Genomic DNA, 15,812 nt, shown 5'->3' on the forward strand with positions numbered 1-15,812 from the left:
ACCGGACCACGCACCACTGAACCACAGGGCGGCCCCGGAACGCCCTCCCAAATTCCCCACTCAATCGATAGGCTTTGCCGGGTGGAACTCCTCGTGGCCGCCCTGGCCGGATTCGCCGTCGCCGCGCTGACCGCCCCCGTCGGCGTCTCCGGGGCCGTCCTGCTGCTGCCCGTGCAGCTCAGCGCCCTGGGCATGCACGGCCCCCAGGTCAGCGCCACCAACCTGCTCTACAACGTGGTGGCCACCCCGCTGGGCATCGCCCGGCTCGCCCGGTCGGCGCGCGGGAACGGCGCGGAGATGCTCGTGGTGACGGCGGCCGCCGTGCCCTGCGCGGTCGCGGGGGCGGCGGTGCGGGTCACGTGGCTGTCGGACCCGCTGCTGTTCCGCGGCCTGCTCGGCGTGCTCCTGCTCGGCACGGGCGTGCGGCTGCTGTCCCCCTCCCGGCGGGACGCTCCCCCGCGTCCGGGACGCGAACGCGGCGGCCGCCGGCTGCTCGCGGCCGCGGCGGGCGGCGCCTCACTGGTGGGCGCGGCGGTGGGCATCGGCGGCGGGTCCCTGCTGTCGCCGCTGCTGATCGGGGTGGCGGGCTGGGTCACCGCGCGGGCCGCGGTGGTGGCGCTGACGACCACCTTCGCGACCTCGGTCGTGGGGCTGACCGCCTACGCGGTCTTCGACCGGGTCGGCTTCGGCGCGGCCCCGGCCGCCCCGGACTGGGAGACCGGCCTGGCCCTGGGCACGGGCGGTGCGCTGGGCTCCCTGGCGGGCATCGCCCTGTCGCGCCGGATGGGCGAGCGGCCCCTGCGCCTCCTGCTGGGCGCCCTCGTCTGCCTCACCGGCGCGGTCTACCTCGCCGGCCTGCTCACCTGATCCGCTCCGGGGCGCAGGAACGGGCCGCCCCGGGGTCCCGGGGCGGCCCGTCCGCGCGCTCAGGCGGTGATGCCCCAGCGCCGGCGCAGGGCGCGGTCGGCCCAGTTGAAGAACACGTCGATCACGATGCCGATGACCAGGACGATGATGATGTAGCTCAGCAGCCGGTCGGCGTCGTTGAGCTGGCGGGCCTGGCTGAGCGCCCAGCCGATGGAGTTCTGCTGGTTGATGATCACCAGCAGCTCGCCCGCCATCAGGGACCGCCAGGCGAACGCCCAGCCCTGCTTGAGCCCCGTGACGAACATCGGCAGCGCCGCCGGGATGATGAGCACCGTGTACCGCTGCGCCCCGCGCAGCCCCATGACCTGCCCGGCGCGCAGCAGCGTCGGCGGCACGTAGTCGATGCCGGACACGAGCCCGCCCGCGATGGAGGGGGCGGCGCCCAGCACGATGACGAACATGATCGCCGACTCGCTGATGCCGTACAGCAGCATCGCGAAGGGGAACCACACGATCGACGGCATGGTCTGGAGCCCGGTGATGAGCGACCCGATGGCCGCCCGCAGCGGCTTGAACTGCGACACCGCCAGCCCGATGACCACGCCCACGGCCAGCGCCAGCGCGAACCCCGTGAGGGCCCGGCGCATGGTCACCTGCACCGCCGTCCAGAACTCCGGCGTGGTGATCTCGCCGAACAGGGCGGGCAGCACCCTGTCCGGGCCGGGGAACACGAACTCGGTCCGCCACCCCGACCACACCACGGCCTGCCAGGCGGCCAGTACCAGGACCACGGCGACCAGCTTGGGCCAGGTCGCCGACCACAGCACGCGGGCCCTCGCGCCGAGCCCGGTCGCACCGGTGCCGCGCGCGGGCTGGAGTTCGAGGGCGTCCAGCCCGTGGACCTCGCGGTCCCGGTCCCTCACGTCGGCGTCAGGCATGGCGGGAGACCTCCTCGCGGAGCCGGTCGGTGATGGCGGCGGCCTGGGCCGCGATGGGCGCGGAGTCGATGCGGCGGGGCCGCTCGCCCTCCACGGGGAACTCGGAGATGACCCGGCCCGGGCGGCTGGACAGCAGCACGACCCGGTCGCCCAGGCGCACCGCCTCGCGCACGTTGTGGGTGACGAAGAGGACGGTCAGCCCCTTCTCCTGCCAGATCCGCTCCAGCTCGTCGTGGAGGATGTCGCGCGTCATGGCGTCCAGGGCGCCGAAGGGCTCGTCCATGAGCAGCACGTCGGCGTCCTGGGCCAGGGCGCGGGCCAGGGCGACGCGCTGGCGCATGCCGCCGGACAGCTCGTGGGGCTGCTTGCGCTCGAACCCGGTCAGGCGCACCAGGTCCAGGAGTTCGGCGACCCGCCGCCGGCGCTCGGCCCGGGGCACCTTGTTGACCTTCATCGGCACCTCGATGTTGGCCCCGACGCTCAGCCACGGGAACAGCGCGGCCTCCTGGAACATCATGGAGACCCGGTGGTCCCCGACGTCCACGGTGCCGGTGGTGGGGCGGTCGAGTCCGGCGACGAGGGAGAGCAGCGTGCTCTTGCCGCAGCCGGAGGCCCCCACGATGGACAGGAACTCCCCGGTGCCGACGGTGATCGACATCCCGTCGATGGCGGTCACGGCACCGCTGCCGTGGCCGAACACCTTGGAGATGCCGTCGATCTCGACGGCGGCGGTACGCGGGGGCGTGTCGGTGACGGCGGTCATCAGGGCGCCTCCCCTTCCAGCCCGGCGACCGGCTCTCGGCCGTCCTCGGCGAGGAGGGCGTTGAGCGGGTCCAGGGCGTAGATTCCGGTCAGGTCGACGGGGTCGAGCAGGCCGACGGCCTCGGCCCTCTCGGCTCCGGTGAGCAGTGAGTCCGCGGCGGGGTCGACGGTGAAGGCGATGTTGTCGAGCGCCGCGGCGGTGAGGTCGGGATCGGGCGTGCTCCCGGTGATCTCCTCCAGGTGGGCGGAGACGGCCCGCAGGGTGGCGTCCGGGTCGTCGTTGACCAGGTCGACCGCCTCGACGTGTCCGCGCAGCAGGTCCTCGACCCGTTCGGGGTGCTCCCGGAGCAGGTCGGCGGAGACGACGAGGTGGGTGGTGACGAACTCCCCGCCGGGCCACAGGTCGGCCTCGTCGACGAGCAGGTGCGCGTCGTCCTCGGCGAGGACGCGGCCGAGGAAGGGCTCGGGGAGCCAGGCCCCGTCGATCTCGCCGAGCGCGAAGGCGTCGACGGTCTCGGGGTTGCTCTGGGGGACGATGGACAGGTCGCCGCCACCGGCGGTGTCGGTGTCCCAGCCCTGTTCGCGGGCGAACCAGCGCAGCGCCACGTCCTGGGTCCCGCCGAGCTGGGGCGTGGCCAGGGTGGTGCCGCGCAGGTCCTCGACGTCGTCGATGCCCTCCCGGACCACGAGGCCGGTGCCGCGGGTGGCGGCACCGGCGACGATGCGCAGGGCCTGCCCCTCGGACTGGTGCCAGCCGTTGACGGCCGGGCTGGGCCCCAGGTAGGCGGCGTCGATCTCGCCGGAGAAGAGGGCGTTGACGGCGTCGGGGCCGCTGTTGAAGGTGCGGGTGTCGAAGGCGGTGTCGCCCAGGGCCCGGGCGAAGATCCCGTCCTCCACCCCGACCAGCGCGGGGGCGTGGGTGAGGTTGGGGAAGTAGCCCAGGGTCAGCGTGTCGTCCCGCTCGGGGTCCGCGGCGCATCCGGTGGCGGCCGCGCCCAGGACCAGCAGGACCGCGGCCGCGGTCCGCAGGGGCGGGGAGGGCACACGCATGAGGAGTCCTTTTCGGGTGCGGTCTGGCAACGGACAAAACTCTACTTAATAAGTAGGATTTGTGAAAGTCACCGCGCACCCCGGCCGGAGCACGGGATTCCCGGGGCCCGAGGCCCGGACGCCCTCCCCGCCCCGACCACGCCGAGTCCCGCAGAGAAAGCGCAGCTCAGAGCGGTGCGCCGACACGAATCCCCTCGTGGGGGCCGCGCCGCCACCGGCGGCCGCCACAGAAAGTGATCCAGGTCACTTTCTGTGGCGGCGCCCCGCCGGGTCAGAACCCGGCGACCTCTTCCCGGTCGAGCCCGGTCAGCACCCCGTTGAGCAGGTCGAGCGCGTAGATGCCCTCCAGGTCGACCGGGTCCAGCAGGCCGACCCCCTCCGCGTGCTCGGCGCCGCCGCGCAGCGACTCCGCGACCGGGTCGACGGTGAAGGTCATGTTGCCGAACGCGGAGGCGACCACCTCGGCGTCCAGCTCGCCGCCGGTCAGCGACTCCAGGTGGGCGATGGCCGCGGCCCGGGCCTCCTCGGGGTTGTCATTGATCCAGTCGACCGTCTCGACGTGCCCGCGCAGCAGGCCCTCGACGACCTCGGGGTTCGCCTCCAGGAAGTCGGCGTTGACGATGAGGTGGGTGGTGACGAACTCGCCGCCGGTCTCGGGCCACAGGTCGGCCTCGTCGACCAGCAGGTGGCCGCCGCCCTCCTCGACCAGGCGGCTCAGGTGGGGCTCGGGGACCCACGCGCCGTCGATCTCGCCGAGCAGGAAGGTGTCGATGATCTCCGCGTTGTCCTGGGGCAGGATCGACAGGTCGCCGCCGCCCTCGGTGTCGACCTCCCAGCCCTGCTCCCGGACGAACCAGCGCAGCGCCACGTCCTGGGTGTTGCCCAGCTGCGGCGTGGAGAGGGTGGTGCCGGGCAGGTCCTCGACGCTGTCGATGCCCTCGCGGACGACCAGCCCGGCGCCGCGCGAGGTGGACCCGGCGATGATGCGCAGGGCCGTGCCGTCCGACTGCGACCAGCCGTTGATGGCCGGATTGGGGCCGATGAACGTCGCGTCGATCTCCCCGGCGAACAGGGCGTTGATCGCGTCGGGGCCGGCGTTGAAGGTCTGGGTCTGCAACTCGACGTCGCCCAGCGCCTCGGCGAGGGTCCCGTTCTCCACGCCGACCAGGGCCGGGGCGTGGGTGAGGTTGGGGAAGTAGCCGAGGGTCAGGGAGTCGGCCGGGGCGCCGTCGCCGGACCCGCCGCCGTCCTCCGCTCCCCCGCACGCGGTCGCGGCCAGGCTGAGCGCCAGGGCCGCCGCGGCGGCGGAGAGCACGGTGGTGCGCTTGCTCATCTCGGGATTCCTCTTCACGACGTAGGGGGAGGCCGGAGCGACCAGGAAAAACCATACTTAATTAGTAGGATTAGTAGGAACTCAATCGACGGTGATCCAGCTCACAAAAGCTTGCGCAGAGGGTCCGGGCCGGGAACGCCGTGAGGGGCGGCGGGGCGCACGGCCCCACCGCCCCTCACGGTGTGCGGGGTCCCGCGCCGCCCGCCGGAGAGACGAGCCGGGGGCGGCGCGGAGCCCTGGTGTGAGCGGGGCCCGCCGGGCCCCTCTCGGTGTCGTCGCCGGGTGCTACTCGGCGGTCTCGATGACGTTGCCCTCGGCGTCCACGGCCAGGACGACGCCCTGCCAGGACTCCTTCACGAACTCCAGGACGCGCTCGTCGTGCAGCAGGTCGGCCAGGAGCCGAACGCGCTCGTCCTCGGCGTTCTCCTCCAGGGCCACCAGGCCGTTGGCGTAGGCCTGCACGTAGTCGTCGCCCTCGGGCTCCCAGGCCAGGACGTTGCTCTCCTCGGGCAGGTTCGCCTCGATGGCGTAGTTGCCGTTGACGACCGCGGCGTCCACGTCGGCGATGGCGCGCGGCAGCTGCGCGGCCTCCAGCGGCGTGACGGTGATGTCCTTGGGGTTGTCGGTGATGTCGTTCTCGGTGGCCAGCTCGCCGGCCTCCGGGTCCACCTCGATGAGGCCCTCGGTCTGGAGGATGCCCAGGGCGCGGTTGAGGTTGGCCGGGTCGTTGGGCACGGCGATCTCGGCGCCCTCGGGCAGGTCGGCGACGCTCTCGACGCTCTCGGAGTACAGGCCGAGGCGCTCGATGTGCACGTCGGTGATGTAGGTGAAGTCGGCGTCGGGGCCGTTGGCCGCCCACTCCTCCAGGTAGGTGCGGTGCTGGAAGTAGTTCGCGTCCAGCTCGCCCTCGACCAGGAGGGTGTTGGGGGTGTTGTAGTCGGAGATCTCCACGATCTCCAGGTCCAGCCCGGCCTCCTCGGCGAGGTTCTCGTCGATGAAGGCGAGGATGTCGCCGTGCGGGACGGGGCTGACGCCCACGCGCAGCACCTCCGCCGCGCCCTCTCCCCCGTTGTCCTCCGCGGCCTGCTCACTGGGGGCGCCGCAGGCGGTGAGCGCCAGGGTGACAGCGGCGGCGGCACCGATGACGGCTGAGGTCGTGCGCATGTGCGCTCCTTCGTGATCGTGAGGGTGGGGATCGCGGGGGGTTCCGCCGCACCGGTGCGCGACCGGCGCTCGGGTGGGACCGGAGGGTCCGATGGGACATCCGATGACCCAATGGAAGACTATCCCACCTCCTTGGTAGGAAATCTCCCGGCCACCCCCCGCGCCGCGTGGCATCGGCCACAGGGGGACAAGATTACCAACTAATACGGTAGCTAATATCGAGAATAGGCCGCATCATGGAGTCATGCCCACCGCACACACCGCCACAGCCGAGACCGAGGCCCGGCCCGCACGCCCGGCCCTGACCGCCGTTCCCGGCCCCCGGGAGACCCCTGGCGCCGACTCGGGCGAGCACTCGCTCCTGGGCGTGCTGCCCCTTCCCGAGAGCGGCAAGTACATGCTGGTGTACGGGGTCGTCGTGGACGAGCCCCACACCCGGGTCCGCCCCCTGCCGCCCGCCGGCGGCCTGCTCCTGGACCGCAACGCCCGCCGGGTGTGGTCGGACGGGCGCGAGGTGGAGCTGACCTACCAGGAGTACGAGCTGCTGGAGTGCCTGACCGGCTCCCCCGGCCGCGCGATCACCCGCACCGAGCTGATGGAGCGGGTGTGGGGCGCCGCGGAGGGGATGCACTCGCGCACCATCGACGTGCACATCCACCGGCTGCGCCGCAAACTCGGCCCGGCCGGGGACCTCATCGCCACCGTGCGCAGGGTCGGCTACATCTACCGGGGGCCGGGCGCGCCCTCCGCCGAGGCCTGACCGCCGGCGCGGCGGGCGGGCCCCGACGCGGCACGGCGCACCCGGCCGCGCGTCAGGCCCGCCCGCGCACCCGGCGCTCCGGGCTGCGCGTGGGCGTGTCCCGCGCCAGGCGCTCCACCACCTTCTCTGCGATGTCGCCCAGCACGCGGACCTCCTCCGGGGTGAGCAGGTCGATGAAGTGCTCCCGCACCGTCGCCACATGGGCGGGCGCGGCGGCCTCCAGGACCTCCCGCCCGTGACCGGTGAGCGCGATCTCGCTGCCGCGGGCGTCCTCCTCCGCCTCCAGGCGCCGGACCAGGCCGCGCTTCTCCATCCGGGAGACGTGGTGGGAGAGCCGGGAGGTGGACCAGAGCATGCGGGCGGCCATCTCACGGGTGCGCAGCCGGTTCCCGGCGGCCTCGCCCAGGTTGGACAGCACGTCGTAGTCCGCGTCCGAGAGCCCGTCCTCGGCGAAGTCGCGAGTGATCCGCAGGTCGAGCAGGGCGCGCATGCGCCGGTAGCCGCGCCAGGCGCGGGCCTCGGGGGCGGTGAGCCAGCGTGGTGGTTCCATGCCCCCACCCTAGCGTTGACATGTCACCAAGACTCCCCCTACATTGGTGACACGTCACCGGGATATCGGCTTCTTGGTGACACATCACCAAAGGAAAGCCATGTCCTCCCTCCCCCTCCGGTACACCGCCCTCACCGCCGGCCTCGCGCTCTTCGGCCTCGGGGTCGCCCTGATGGTCCGCGCGGACCTGGGGATGTCCTCCTGGGACGTGCTCCACCAGGGCCTGGCCCACCGCACCGGCCTGCCGTTGGGCGGGGTCGTGATCGGGGTCGGCGCGCTGGTACTGCTGCTCTGGCTCCCCCTGCGCCAGCGGCCGGGTCCCGGCACCGTCGCCAACGTGCTGCTGGTCGGCCCGGCCGTGGAGGTCTCCCTGGTCCTGCTCCCCGATCCGCAGTCCCTGCTCTGGCGCTGGGCCCTGCTGGCGGCGGGCGTCGTGCTCACCGCCGCGGCCACCGCCCTCTACGTCGGCGCGGGACTGGGCCCGGGCCCCCGGGACGGGCTGATGACCGGCCTGGCCGCGCGCGGCCTGAGCATCGCCCGGGCGCGCACCGCGATCGAACTGTCCGTCCTCGCCCTGGGCTGGCTGTTCGGCGGCTCGGTGGGCGTCGGCACCGTGCTCTTCGCCCTCGCCGTCGGCCCGCTCACCCAGGCGTTCCTGTCCGTGCTCCGCACCGGGGAACCCCTCCCCGCCCCCGCTCCCGTCCGCTCGCCCTCGAAGAACTGAGGAGGCACTCCCATGCCCCGCCTGATGATCCTCTCCGCCAGCACCCGACCCACCAGCCCCGGCCCCTCGATCGCCTCCTGGGTGACCGGGCGCGCGGTACGCGACGGCGTGTTCACCCCCTTCACCGTGGACCTCGCCGAGCTGGCGCTGCCCTTCCTGGACGAGCCGGGCTCCCCCTCCCAGGACGCGCCCGTGCACCCGCACACCAGGGCGTGGAGCGCGACGGTCGACTCCGCCGACGCCTTCGTGTTCGTGGTGAACGAGTACAACCACTCGTACACCGCCCCGCTCAAGAACGCGGTCGATTTCCTCTTCCACGAGTGGCGGCGCAAGCCCGTGGGCTTCGTCGGCTACGGGATGTCCTCGCGGGGGATGCGCGCGGTGGAGGCGTTCCAGCCGGTGGCGGCGGCCCTGGGCATGGTCCCGGCGGCCCCGGTCGTCACGGTCGGGCTGCGCGACGACCTGGACGGGGCCGGGGTGTTCCGGCCCGGCGCGGCCCTGGACTCCGCGGCCGACGCGATGCTGCGCGAGCTGGGCGGCCTGGAGCGGGCACTGTCCGGGCTGCGCGCCTCGGCGGCCGCCTGACCCCGGGACAGGGCGAGGGGGCGGGCACCGGCCCGCCCCCTCGCGCGTCCGCGCTCCGGCTCAGAAGGAGAAGCCGCGGAACAGCAGGAACGCCAGCACCAGGCCCACCAGCAGGTTGAACACGGTGGCCAGGGCGAAGACGCCGATCGGCCGCCAGCCGGCCTCGCGCAGCGAGCCCGCCCTGAACTCCAGGCCGATGCTGGTGAACGCCGCGATGAGGAACCAGTCGCGCAGCGCCTTGGCTGTGTCCAGGCCGTCCTGGGCGCCGTCGCCCCCGGTGTTGGCCCAGACCGTGGCGATGACCGAGGCGGCCAGGAAGCCCAGTACGAACTTGGGGAACCGCTCCCAGAGGGTCGTCAGGCCCGGGCGGGCGGCGGCGCCCTCCCCGGCGGGGGCGGCCTTGACGGCGAAGTAGGCGGTGAGCAGCACCGCCACCACGCCCATCAGGACGTTCTGGGTGGACTTGACGATGGACGCGATCTGGAGCGCGTCCTCGCCGACGATCGCGCCGGCCGCGGCGACCGCCGCGGTGGTGTCGATGTTGCCGCCGATCCAGGCGCCGGCCTGGGCGTCGTCGAGGCCCAGCACGCCGACCAGCCAGGGCAGCAGGAAGATCGACGGGACGGCGAACAGGATGACCAGGCTCGCGGTGTAGGCGAGCTGCTCGCGGCGGGCCTGCACGGCGCCGGCGGCGGCGATCGCGGCGCTGACGCCGCAGATGGAGACCGAGGAGGCCAGCAGCGCGCGCAGCCGGTCGTCCAGGCCGAACCGGCCGCCGAGCCACCAGGTGAACAGGAACACCGCGGTGACCAGGAACAGCGCTTGGAGGATCGCGGGGCCCGCGGCCCGGACGATGACGTCGAGCAGGACGGTGGAGCCCAGCAGGACCAGGCCGGTCTTGATGAAGAACTCGGTGCGGAAGGCCGGGGCCAGGCGGTCGCGCACGCCGGCCAGGGTGAGCACCAGGTTGCCGAGCAGGCCCAGCAGGATGGCGTAGACCGGGTACTCGACGGCCTCGGCGAACCCGGCCAGGGCCGTTCCCGCCGCGGCCTCGGGGACCCAGGAGGTGAGGAACCGGGTGGTGGCGGCCAGCGCCAGGACAACGGCCAGGCCGACGGCGGCCCAGGCCGGGGAGGCGCCGCCGCGGACCGCCGGGGCGTCCGCGCCGCCGCTTCCGGTGGTGTCCTCGGTGGCGGTGGCGCCCTGCCCTGCCGCCTCCGGCGGGCCCGGGTCCGCCTCGGTCCGCACCGTCTCGGCCCCGGCGGCCCCGGTGGCCTGCTCGGGGGTCTCGTCGCCGGGGGCGGGGGTCGCGTCGCTCACGGGATCAGCCCCGCCGGGATGGCGCCGACCAGGGCGAGGCCGAGCAGGACGAGTCCGGTGATGGTGGCGGCCCAGTCCTCGCCGAGGCGGCGACGGGGGCGTTCGGGGCCGGTGGGGGGTGTCTCGCTCATGGTCCTTCTCTGTTTCTCCGGGTGCCGGTGTCGGGGCGCCCTGGGGTGGGGGACGCGGCGGGGGCGCCGCCAGTTCTCTACAAAACCTACTGATTTAGTGTAATTAAGGGCCGCGCGGAGCGCCAGACCCGGGCGGACACCCGTCCGCCCGGGTCTCACCGCGCTCCGGACCGGGTCAGGGCCGGGGTTCGAGGACCGGGAGCCCCTGGGCCCGCCAGGCGCGGAAGCCCCCGACGAGGTCGGTGGCCCGGCTCAGGCCCAGCTCCTGGAGCTGGGCGGCGGCCAGGCTGGAGGCGTAGCCCTCGTTGCAGAACAGCACGATGTGCCGGTCGGCGGAGTCCGCCTCGGGCACCCGGTCCGGACTGGTCGGGTCCAGGCGCCACTCCAGGACGTTGCGGTCGATGACCAGGGCGCCGGGGATCTCCCCCTCGGTCTCGCGGTTGACGGCGGGCCGGGTGTCGACCAGCAGCGCGCCCGCGCACTGGGCGGCCAGGGCCTCGGCGGGCGAGAGGCGCTCCAGGCGGGCGCGCCTGCCGTGGAGGAGACGGTCGACCGCGCTCACCGGACCCCCTCGCGGGCCGGGACGCCGTCCAGGGTCGGTGCGCCGGGCTCGGGGTCGGTGGTGAGGACGCTGTCGGTGCGGCGCAGGGCGCCGTCGCCGCCCACCTCGTAGTAGTGCATGGCCGTCAGCGGCGGGGAGTAGGCGTGCACGCTGACGGCGGGCGCATCGGAGGCGTTGACGACGTCGTGGACGTGGCCCAGCGGGAAGCGGCCGCCCCCGCCGTCGGCGAGGGTGCGCTCGCGCAGCCCGCCGGCCCAGTAGCGCTCGACCAGCTCGCCGGCGACGACGGTCAGGGCGCCCAGGGAGCCCGCGTGGTCGTGCAGCCGGGTGGACTGGTCGGGGGTCCAGGAGATGAGCCAGACGTCGGTGTGGTCGTCCGCGTGCAGGCGCACCGACCAGCGGTTCTCGGCGTCGAAGCGGATCTCGTGCAGACCCCGGCGGACCTCTTCGGCCACTTCGGCGGTCAGCGCCGCCAGGCGGTCCAGGGTGAGCGGTGTGGGTGCGGTGGCGATGTCGGCGGTCATGGGCTTCGTCTTCTTCTCACTGCTGCGGCGGACGGGGTCGGGTGCGGGCGGCGCGGCGCGCCGGCCGCTCACCGACAGCGTTCGTCGAAGGTGAGCGACCTCCGCCAGGTCCGCGGCGGGTGTACCGGAGTGCTGACTGCCATGCACCGCAGTAAACCACATTCCCTACAGGTTTAGTCGGCATACTCCCGCGCCACGCGCGTCGCACCCGCACCGGACACACCCCCCGACCTCGCCCGAGGGCGCCCCGCCGAAGATTTCCTACTTTTCTGGTTGACAAAATGTGATTAGCGCTCCAGCCTGGAGAGGGGGCCGACGGAATCGCGGAGCCGCCGGCCAGGACCCGCCGCACCCGCGGCGTCCGCCCGGACCACCCCGCCGGGCGGACGCCGCGAGGCCGGTCCCCACGCCCCGGGCCGGGAGGGCCGCCGTGCGCGGAGCGGCCCGCCACCCCGGCCCGGGGCGTGCACACCCCCGCCGCCCGAGACCTCCGCACCGAACGCCACGCCGAAGATCGGGCACCACCGCCCGTCGCAGGCCGACCCGTGCTGTAATTCCACACAATTCCGGTAGGTATTCACAGGTCAGTGTGCGCCACAAGCAGGAGGTTCCCCGTGTCCGAGACGATCACCGGCCCCGCCCGAGGCACGGCCGACGACCGGGCGCCCGCCCGGGTCCTGGCCACCGACGCCGAGGCCCTGGACGCCGTACGCGACCTGCTCCCCCGCCTGGCCGAGGGCGCCGCCGCCCGCGACCGGGACCGCACGCTCCCCCGTGAGCAGGTGCTCGCGCTGTCGCGCTCCGGCCTGCTGGGCATCACCGTGCCGCGCTCCCTGGGCGGCGCCGGCGTGCGCGCCGCCACCGTCGCCGAGGTGCTGCGCCTGCTCGGCACCGCCGACCTCAGCCTCGCCCAGATCCCCCAGCCGCACTTCGCCTTCCTCAACGCCGTGCGCCTGCGCGGCGGCCCCGCCGCCCGCGAGCGGGTGTTCGGCGACGTCCTGGCCGGGGCACTGCTCGGCAACGCCCAGGCCGAGCGCTCGGGGAGGACCGCGCACACGCACGCCACCCGGCTGGAGCGCGACGGCGAGGAGTGGTGTCTGGAGGGCACCAAGTACTACGCCACCGGCTCGCTGTTCGCCGACTGGCTCGCGGTCGTCGCCCCCGCCGAGACCCCCGGCGGCCCGCGCCCGCACATCGCCCTCGTGCCCGCCTCCGCCCCCGGGGTCCGGATCGAGGACGACTGGAACGGGATGGGCCAGCGCACCACCGCCAGCGGCACCGTGCACCTGTCCGGGGTGCGGGTGCCCGGCGCGCTGGTGCTGGAGCAGTACCGCACGTTCGAGGCCCCCACCACGTTCGGCGCGTTCGCCCAGCTGCTGCACACCGCCATCGACGTCGGCGCGGCGCGCGGGGCCCTGGACGCGGCCGCAGAGTTCGTCCGCACCAAGAGCCGCCCCTGGTTCGAGAGCGGGGCGGACACCGCGGCGGAGGACCCCCTGCTCGTCCACCGGTTCGGCGAGCTGGAGGTCCGGGTCCGCGCCGCCGAGGCGCTGCTGGCCACCGCCGCCGCCCGGGTGGACACCGCCGACGCGGTCCTGGCCCAGGACTCACCCGAGGCCGGGGACGCCACCGCCGAGGCCTCCCTGGCGGTGGCCGCCGCCAAGGTCGCCGGCGGCCGGACCGCCGTGGAGGTGTCCTCGGCGCTGTTCGAGGTGGCCGGGACCCGCGCCACCGCCCAGAGCGAGAACCTGCACCGGTTCTGGCGCGACGCCCGCACCCACACCGTCCACGACCCGGAGCGCTGGAAGGTCCAGCACCTGGGCGAGTACTCCCTCAACCGGCGCCGCCCCCCGCGGCACGGGCAGATCTGACCCGCGACGACCGCCCCGTCCCGACCGCGTCCGACCGACCGACACACCGAACCCGAAGGCCCGCCATGACCACCACCGTCCTCGTCGGCAACCCCCGACCGCACTCGCGCACCGCCACCGCCGGGCTGGCCGTGGCCCGCCACGCCGCCCGGGCCGCCGGGCTCCCCGAGCGGGCCGACCTGCTCGAACTCGCCGGCCTGCAACCCCTGCTGCTCACCCCCGGCCCGCCGCTGGACGTGGCCGCGGCCCTGGAGCAGGTGCGCGCCGCCGAGCTGCTGGTCGTGGCCAGCCCCACCTACAAGGCCACCTACACCGGACTGCTCAAGGTGTTCCTGGACCTGCTGCCCCCGGGCGGCCTGGCCGGGGTCACCGCGGTCCCGGTGCTGGTGATGGCCTCGCCCGCGCACACCCTCGCGGTGGACGTGCACCTGCGGCCGCTGCTGCTGGAGCTGGGCGCGACGGTGCCCGCCGCCGGAGTGGCGCTGCTCCAGGACACCGTCCCCGCCGGGGGCCCGGACGTCCCCGCCCCGCTGCTGGACGAGGTGCTCGCCCCCTGGGCCGGGGCCGCCGCGCCGGCGCTGCGCGCGACCGCCCGGGCCACCGCGTCCTGAACCCGCCGTCCCACCACCCCGGGAGAGTCCGTTGAGTGCCACCGAGACCGTCCCCCCGCCCTCGACCGAGGCCGGCCGTTTCCGCGCGACGCTGCGCAACCACCCGGCCGGGGTCGTCATCATCACCGCCGCCGTGGAGGGGCGGCCCGTGGGGCTGACCGCCACCTCCTTCACCAGCGTGAGCCTGGACCCGCCGCTGGTGTCGTTCTACATCGCCGACTCCTCGACCACCTGGCCGGCGCTGCGGCTGGCCGGACAGTTCGGTGTGCAGCTGCTGGGCGAGGAGCAGTCGGAGCTGGCCACCCGGTTCGCGAGCAGGGGGGCGGACCGGTTCGCCCCGCCGACGGCCTGGCGGCCCGGCCCGTCGGAGGTCCCGCTGCTGGACGGGGCGGTGGCGTACCTGGTGTGCGACCGCTTCGACACCCGGCTGATCGGCGACCACTGGCTGGTGGTCGGCCGGGTGACGCACACGCTGGTGCTGGAGGACCCGCGGCCGCCGCTGGTCTACCACCGCGGGGCGTTCGGCGGCGTGGCACCGCTGGCCTGAAGCACTCCGCGGGACGCGAGGGGAGGGGCGCCCGCGGGCGCCCCTCGCCCGTGACAGAACGGACGGCGCGGGCTAAATTCGTTGGGAACCCCGACTAATTCCTTCACCGCGGAGTCCCGATGCCCCTCGTCGCCGGAATCGACAGTTCGACCCAGTCCTGCAAGATCGTGGTCTGCGACGCCGGTGACGGGAGCGTGGTGCGCGAGGCGCGCGCCCCGCACCCGGACGGCACCGAGGTCCACCCGCGCGCCTGGTGGGCGGCGCTGGAGGAGGCCTCGGCGGGCCTGCTGGACGGGGTCGCGGCCGTCGCGGTGGCCGGCCAGCAGCACGGCATGGTGACCGTGGACGGGGACGGCGAGGTGGTGCGCGAGGCCCTGCTGTGGAACGACACCCGTTCGGCCGGGGCCGCCGAGGACCTCATCGCCGAGCTGGGCGGGCCCCGGGCGTGGGCGGAGGCGGTGGACAACGTCCCCGGCGCCTCGCTGACGGTGTCCAAGCTCCGCTGGTTCGCCGAGAACGAGCCGGAGGCCGCCGCCCGCGCGACCGGGGTGATGCTGCCGCACGACTGGCTGACCTGGCGGCTGACCGGCCGGGAGGGCGCCCCGGCCACGGACCGGGGCGACGCCTCCGGGACCGGGTACTGGTCGGCGAGCGGCGGCGGGTACCGGACGGACCTGCTGGTGCGGGCGTTCGGGCGGGAGCTGGACACCCCGCGGGTGGCGGCGCCCGCCGAGACGGTCGGATACACCCCGGGCGGGGCGGTGGTCGCCCCCGGCACCGGGGACAACATGGGCGCGGCCCTGGGTCTGGGGCTGCGGCCGGGCGACGCGGTGGTGTCGCTGGGGACGAGCGGGACGGTGTTCGCGGTGAGCGAGACCCCGGTCCGCGACGCCTCCGGCACCGTGTGCGGGTTCGCCGACGCGACCGGGCGCTACCTGCCGCTGGTGTGCACCCTCAACGCAGCCCGGGTGCTGACCGCGACCGCGGGGCTGCTGGGCACCGACCCGGCCGGGCTGGACGCGCTGGCGCTGGCCGCCGAGCCGGGGGCGGGCGGGCTGGTGATGCTGCCCTACCTGGACGGCGAGCGCACCCCGGCGCTGCCCGCGGCCGCCGGATCGCTGCACGGGATGCGCCGGGACAACATGACGGCCGCCCACCTGGCGCGGGCCGCGGTCGAGGGGATGCTCTGCGGGCTGGCCGACGGGCTGTCCGCGTTGACCGACCGGGGCGTGCCGGTGCGCCGGGTGCTGCTGGTGGGCGGGGCCGCGCGTTCGGAGGCGGTGCGCCGGGTGGCGGCGACCGTGCTGGACGCGCCGGTGGCGGTGCCCGAGCCCGCCGAGTACGTGGCGCTGGGCGCCGCCCGCCAGGCCGCCTGGGCGCTGGCGGGCACCGACGCCCCGCCGGAGTGGAACGCCGGGGGCATCGCGGAGGAGGTCGGGGCCTCCCCCGCCCCGCAGGTGCGCGCCCGCTACGCCGAGGTCCGCCGCGCCGTCCACGGGGTCTGACCGTCGGG

At 74.6% G+C, this 15,812-nt stretch carries 18 protein-coding genes; 8 read left to right on the forward strand and 10 right to left on the reverse strand.

The annotated features are described in order from the left end of the window. Positions 1–81: 81 nt before the first annotated feature. The gene (locus KGD84_RS21860) at positions 82–867 is read left to right on the forward strand and encodes a sulfite exporter TauE/SafE family protein (RefSeq protein WP_220562242.1); all 786 of its coding nucleotides are present in this window, start codon (positions 82–84) and stop codon (positions 865–867) included. Between the two features lie 59 nt (positions 868–926). Here KGD84_RS21860 and KGD84_RS21865 read toward each other — a convergent pair whose 3' ends face one another. The 5 genes from KGD84_RS21865 to KGD84_RS21885 all read right to left on the reverse strand — a co-directional run bounded on the left by KGD84_RS21865 (position 927) and on the right by KGD84_RS21885 (position 6,114). Further along, positions 927–1,805, reverse strand: coding sequence for an ABC transporter permease (locus tag KGD84_RS21865; RefSeq protein WP_220562243.1), 879 nt, complete (start codon positions 1,803–1,805; stop codon positions 927–929). Continuing rightward, positions 1,798–2,568, reverse strand: a complete 771-nt coding sequence (locus KGD84_RS21870) for an ABC transporter ATP-binding protein (RefSeq protein WP_220562244.1) — start codon at positions 2,566–2,568, stop codon at positions 1,798–1,800. The genes KGD84_RS21865 and KGD84_RS21870 overlap by 8 nt, the downstream gene beginning before the upstream one ends. After that, positions 2,568–3,617, reverse strand: a complete 1,050-nt coding sequence (locus KGD84_RS21875) for an ABC transporter substrate-binding protein (RefSeq protein WP_220562245.1) — start codon at positions 3,615–3,617, stop codon at positions 2,568–2,570. Before KGD84_RS21875 ends, KGD84_RS21870 begins: the two co-directional genes overlap by 1 nt. A gap of 271 nt (positions 3,618–3,888) precedes the next feature. After that, positions 3,889–4,950 (reverse strand): ABC transporter substrate-binding protein, encoded by a 1,062-nt coding sequence (locus tag KGD84_RS21880; protein ID WP_220562246.1) that lies wholly within the window; start codon positions 4,948–4,950, stop codon positions 3,889–3,891. 285 nt (positions 4,951–5,235) lie between these two features. Beyond that, positions 5,236–6,114 (reverse strand): MetQ/NlpA family ABC transporter substrate-binding protein, encoded by an 879-nt coding sequence (locus tag KGD84_RS21885; protein WP_220562248.1) that lies wholly within the window; start codon positions 6,112–6,114, stop codon positions 5,236–5,238. Between the two features lie 244 nt (positions 6,115–6,358). Here KGD84_RS21885 and KGD84_RS21890 point away from each other — a divergent pair, with 244 nt between their 5' ends. Continuing rightward, positions 6,359–6,874, forward strand: coding sequence for a winged helix-turn-helix domain-containing protein (locus tag KGD84_RS21890; protein WP_220562249.1), 516 nt, complete (start codon positions 6,359–6,361; stop codon positions 6,872–6,874). 52 nt (positions 6,875–6,926) lie between these two features. Here KGD84_RS21890 and KGD84_RS21895 read toward each other — a convergent pair whose 3' ends face one another. Continuing rightward, positions 6,927–7,424 (reverse strand): MarR family winged helix-turn-helix transcriptional regulator, encoded by a 498-nt coding sequence (locus KGD84_RS21895; protein ID WP_220562250.1) that lies wholly within the window; start codon positions 7,422–7,424, stop codon positions 6,927–6,929. Positions 7,425–7,524: 100 nt separating this feature from the next. On the opposite strand from KGD84_RS21895, the gene yczE reads away from it, so the two are divergent. Together yczE and KGD84_RS21905 are read left to right on the forward strand one after the other, a co-directional pair. Continuing rightward, entirely contained in the window at positions 7,525–8,148 is a 624-nt protein-coding gene (gene yczE, locus KGD84_RS21900; protein WP_220562251.1) for a membrane protein YczE, read from the forward strand. Between the two features lie 12 nt (positions 8,149–8,160). After that, complete coding sequence (locus KGD84_RS21905) at positions 8,161–8,733, forward strand: NADPH-dependent FMN reductase (RefSeq protein WP_220562252.1); 573 nt, start codon at positions 8,161–8,163, stop codon at positions 8,731–8,733. 60 nt (positions 8,734–8,793) lie between these two features. Here the strand turns inward: KGD84_RS21905 and KGD84_RS21910 are convergent, their stop codons facing one another. The 4 genes from KGD84_RS21910 to KGD84_RS21925 form a co-directional block, all read right to left on the reverse strand. Then, entirely contained in the window at positions 8,794–10,053 is a 1,260-nt protein-coding gene (locus tag KGD84_RS21910) for a YeiH family protein (RefSeq protein WP_255646737.1), read from the reverse strand. Next, positions 10,050–10,184 carry a hypothetical protein gene (locus KGD84_RS21915; protein WP_255646738.1) on the reverse strand — a complete coding sequence of 45 codons (135 nt, stop codon included), beginning with the start codon at positions 10,182–10,184 and terminating at the stop codon, positions 10,050–10,052. Before KGD84_RS21915 ends, KGD84_RS21910 begins: the two co-directional genes overlap by 4 nt. A 175-nt stretch (positions 10,185–10,359) precedes the next feature. Continuing rightward, positions 10,360–10,746, reverse strand: coding sequence for a rhodanese-like domain-containing protein (locus KGD84_RS21920; protein ID WP_220562253.1), 387 nt, complete (start codon positions 10,744–10,746; stop codon positions 10,360–10,362). Further along, positions 10,743–11,270, reverse strand: coding sequence for a cysteine dioxygenase (locus tag KGD84_RS21925; protein ID WP_220562254.1), 528 nt, complete (start codon positions 11,268–11,270; stop codon positions 10,743–10,745). The genes KGD84_RS21920 and KGD84_RS21925 overlap by 4 nt, the downstream gene beginning before the upstream one ends. A gap of 614 nt (positions 11,271–11,884) precedes the next feature. Here KGD84_RS21925 and KGD84_RS21930 point away from each other — a divergent pair. The 4 genes from KGD84_RS21930 (at position 11,885) to xylB (ending at position 15,804) form a co-directional block, all read left to right on the forward strand. Next, positions 11,885–13,141 (forward strand): SfnB family sulfur acquisition oxidoreductase, encoded by a 1,257-nt coding sequence (locus KGD84_RS21930; RefSeq protein ID WP_220562255.1) that lies wholly within the window; start codon positions 11,885–11,887, stop codon positions 13,139–13,141. A 65-nt stretch (positions 13,142–13,206) separates the two neighbouring features. Next, a complete protein-coding gene (locus KGD84_RS21935; protein ID WP_220562256.1) occupies positions 13,207–13,752 on the forward strand; it encodes an NAD(P)H-dependent oxidoreductase in 546 nt (181 codons plus the stop codon). 31 nt (positions 13,753–13,783) lie between these two features. Then, complete coding sequence (locus KGD84_RS21940; RefSeq protein ID WP_220562257.1) at positions 13,784–14,299, forward strand: flavin reductase family protein; 516 nt, start codon at positions 13,784–13,786, stop codon at positions 14,297–14,299. Between the two features lie 119 nt (positions 14,300–14,418). After that, the gene (gene xylB, locus KGD84_RS21945) at positions 14,419–15,804 is read left to right on the forward strand and encodes a xylulokinase (protein ID WP_220562258.1); all 1,386 of its coding nucleotides are present in this window, start codon (positions 14,419–14,421) and stop codon (positions 15,802–15,804) included. Positions 15,805–15,812 lie beyond the last annotated feature (8 nt).

The sequence above is a fragment of the Nocardiopsis changdeensis genome (assembly GCF_018316655.1).
Classification (GTDB): Bacteria; Actinomycetota; Actinomycetes; order Streptosporangiales; family Streptosporangiaceae; genus Nocardiopsis; species Nocardiopsis changdeensis.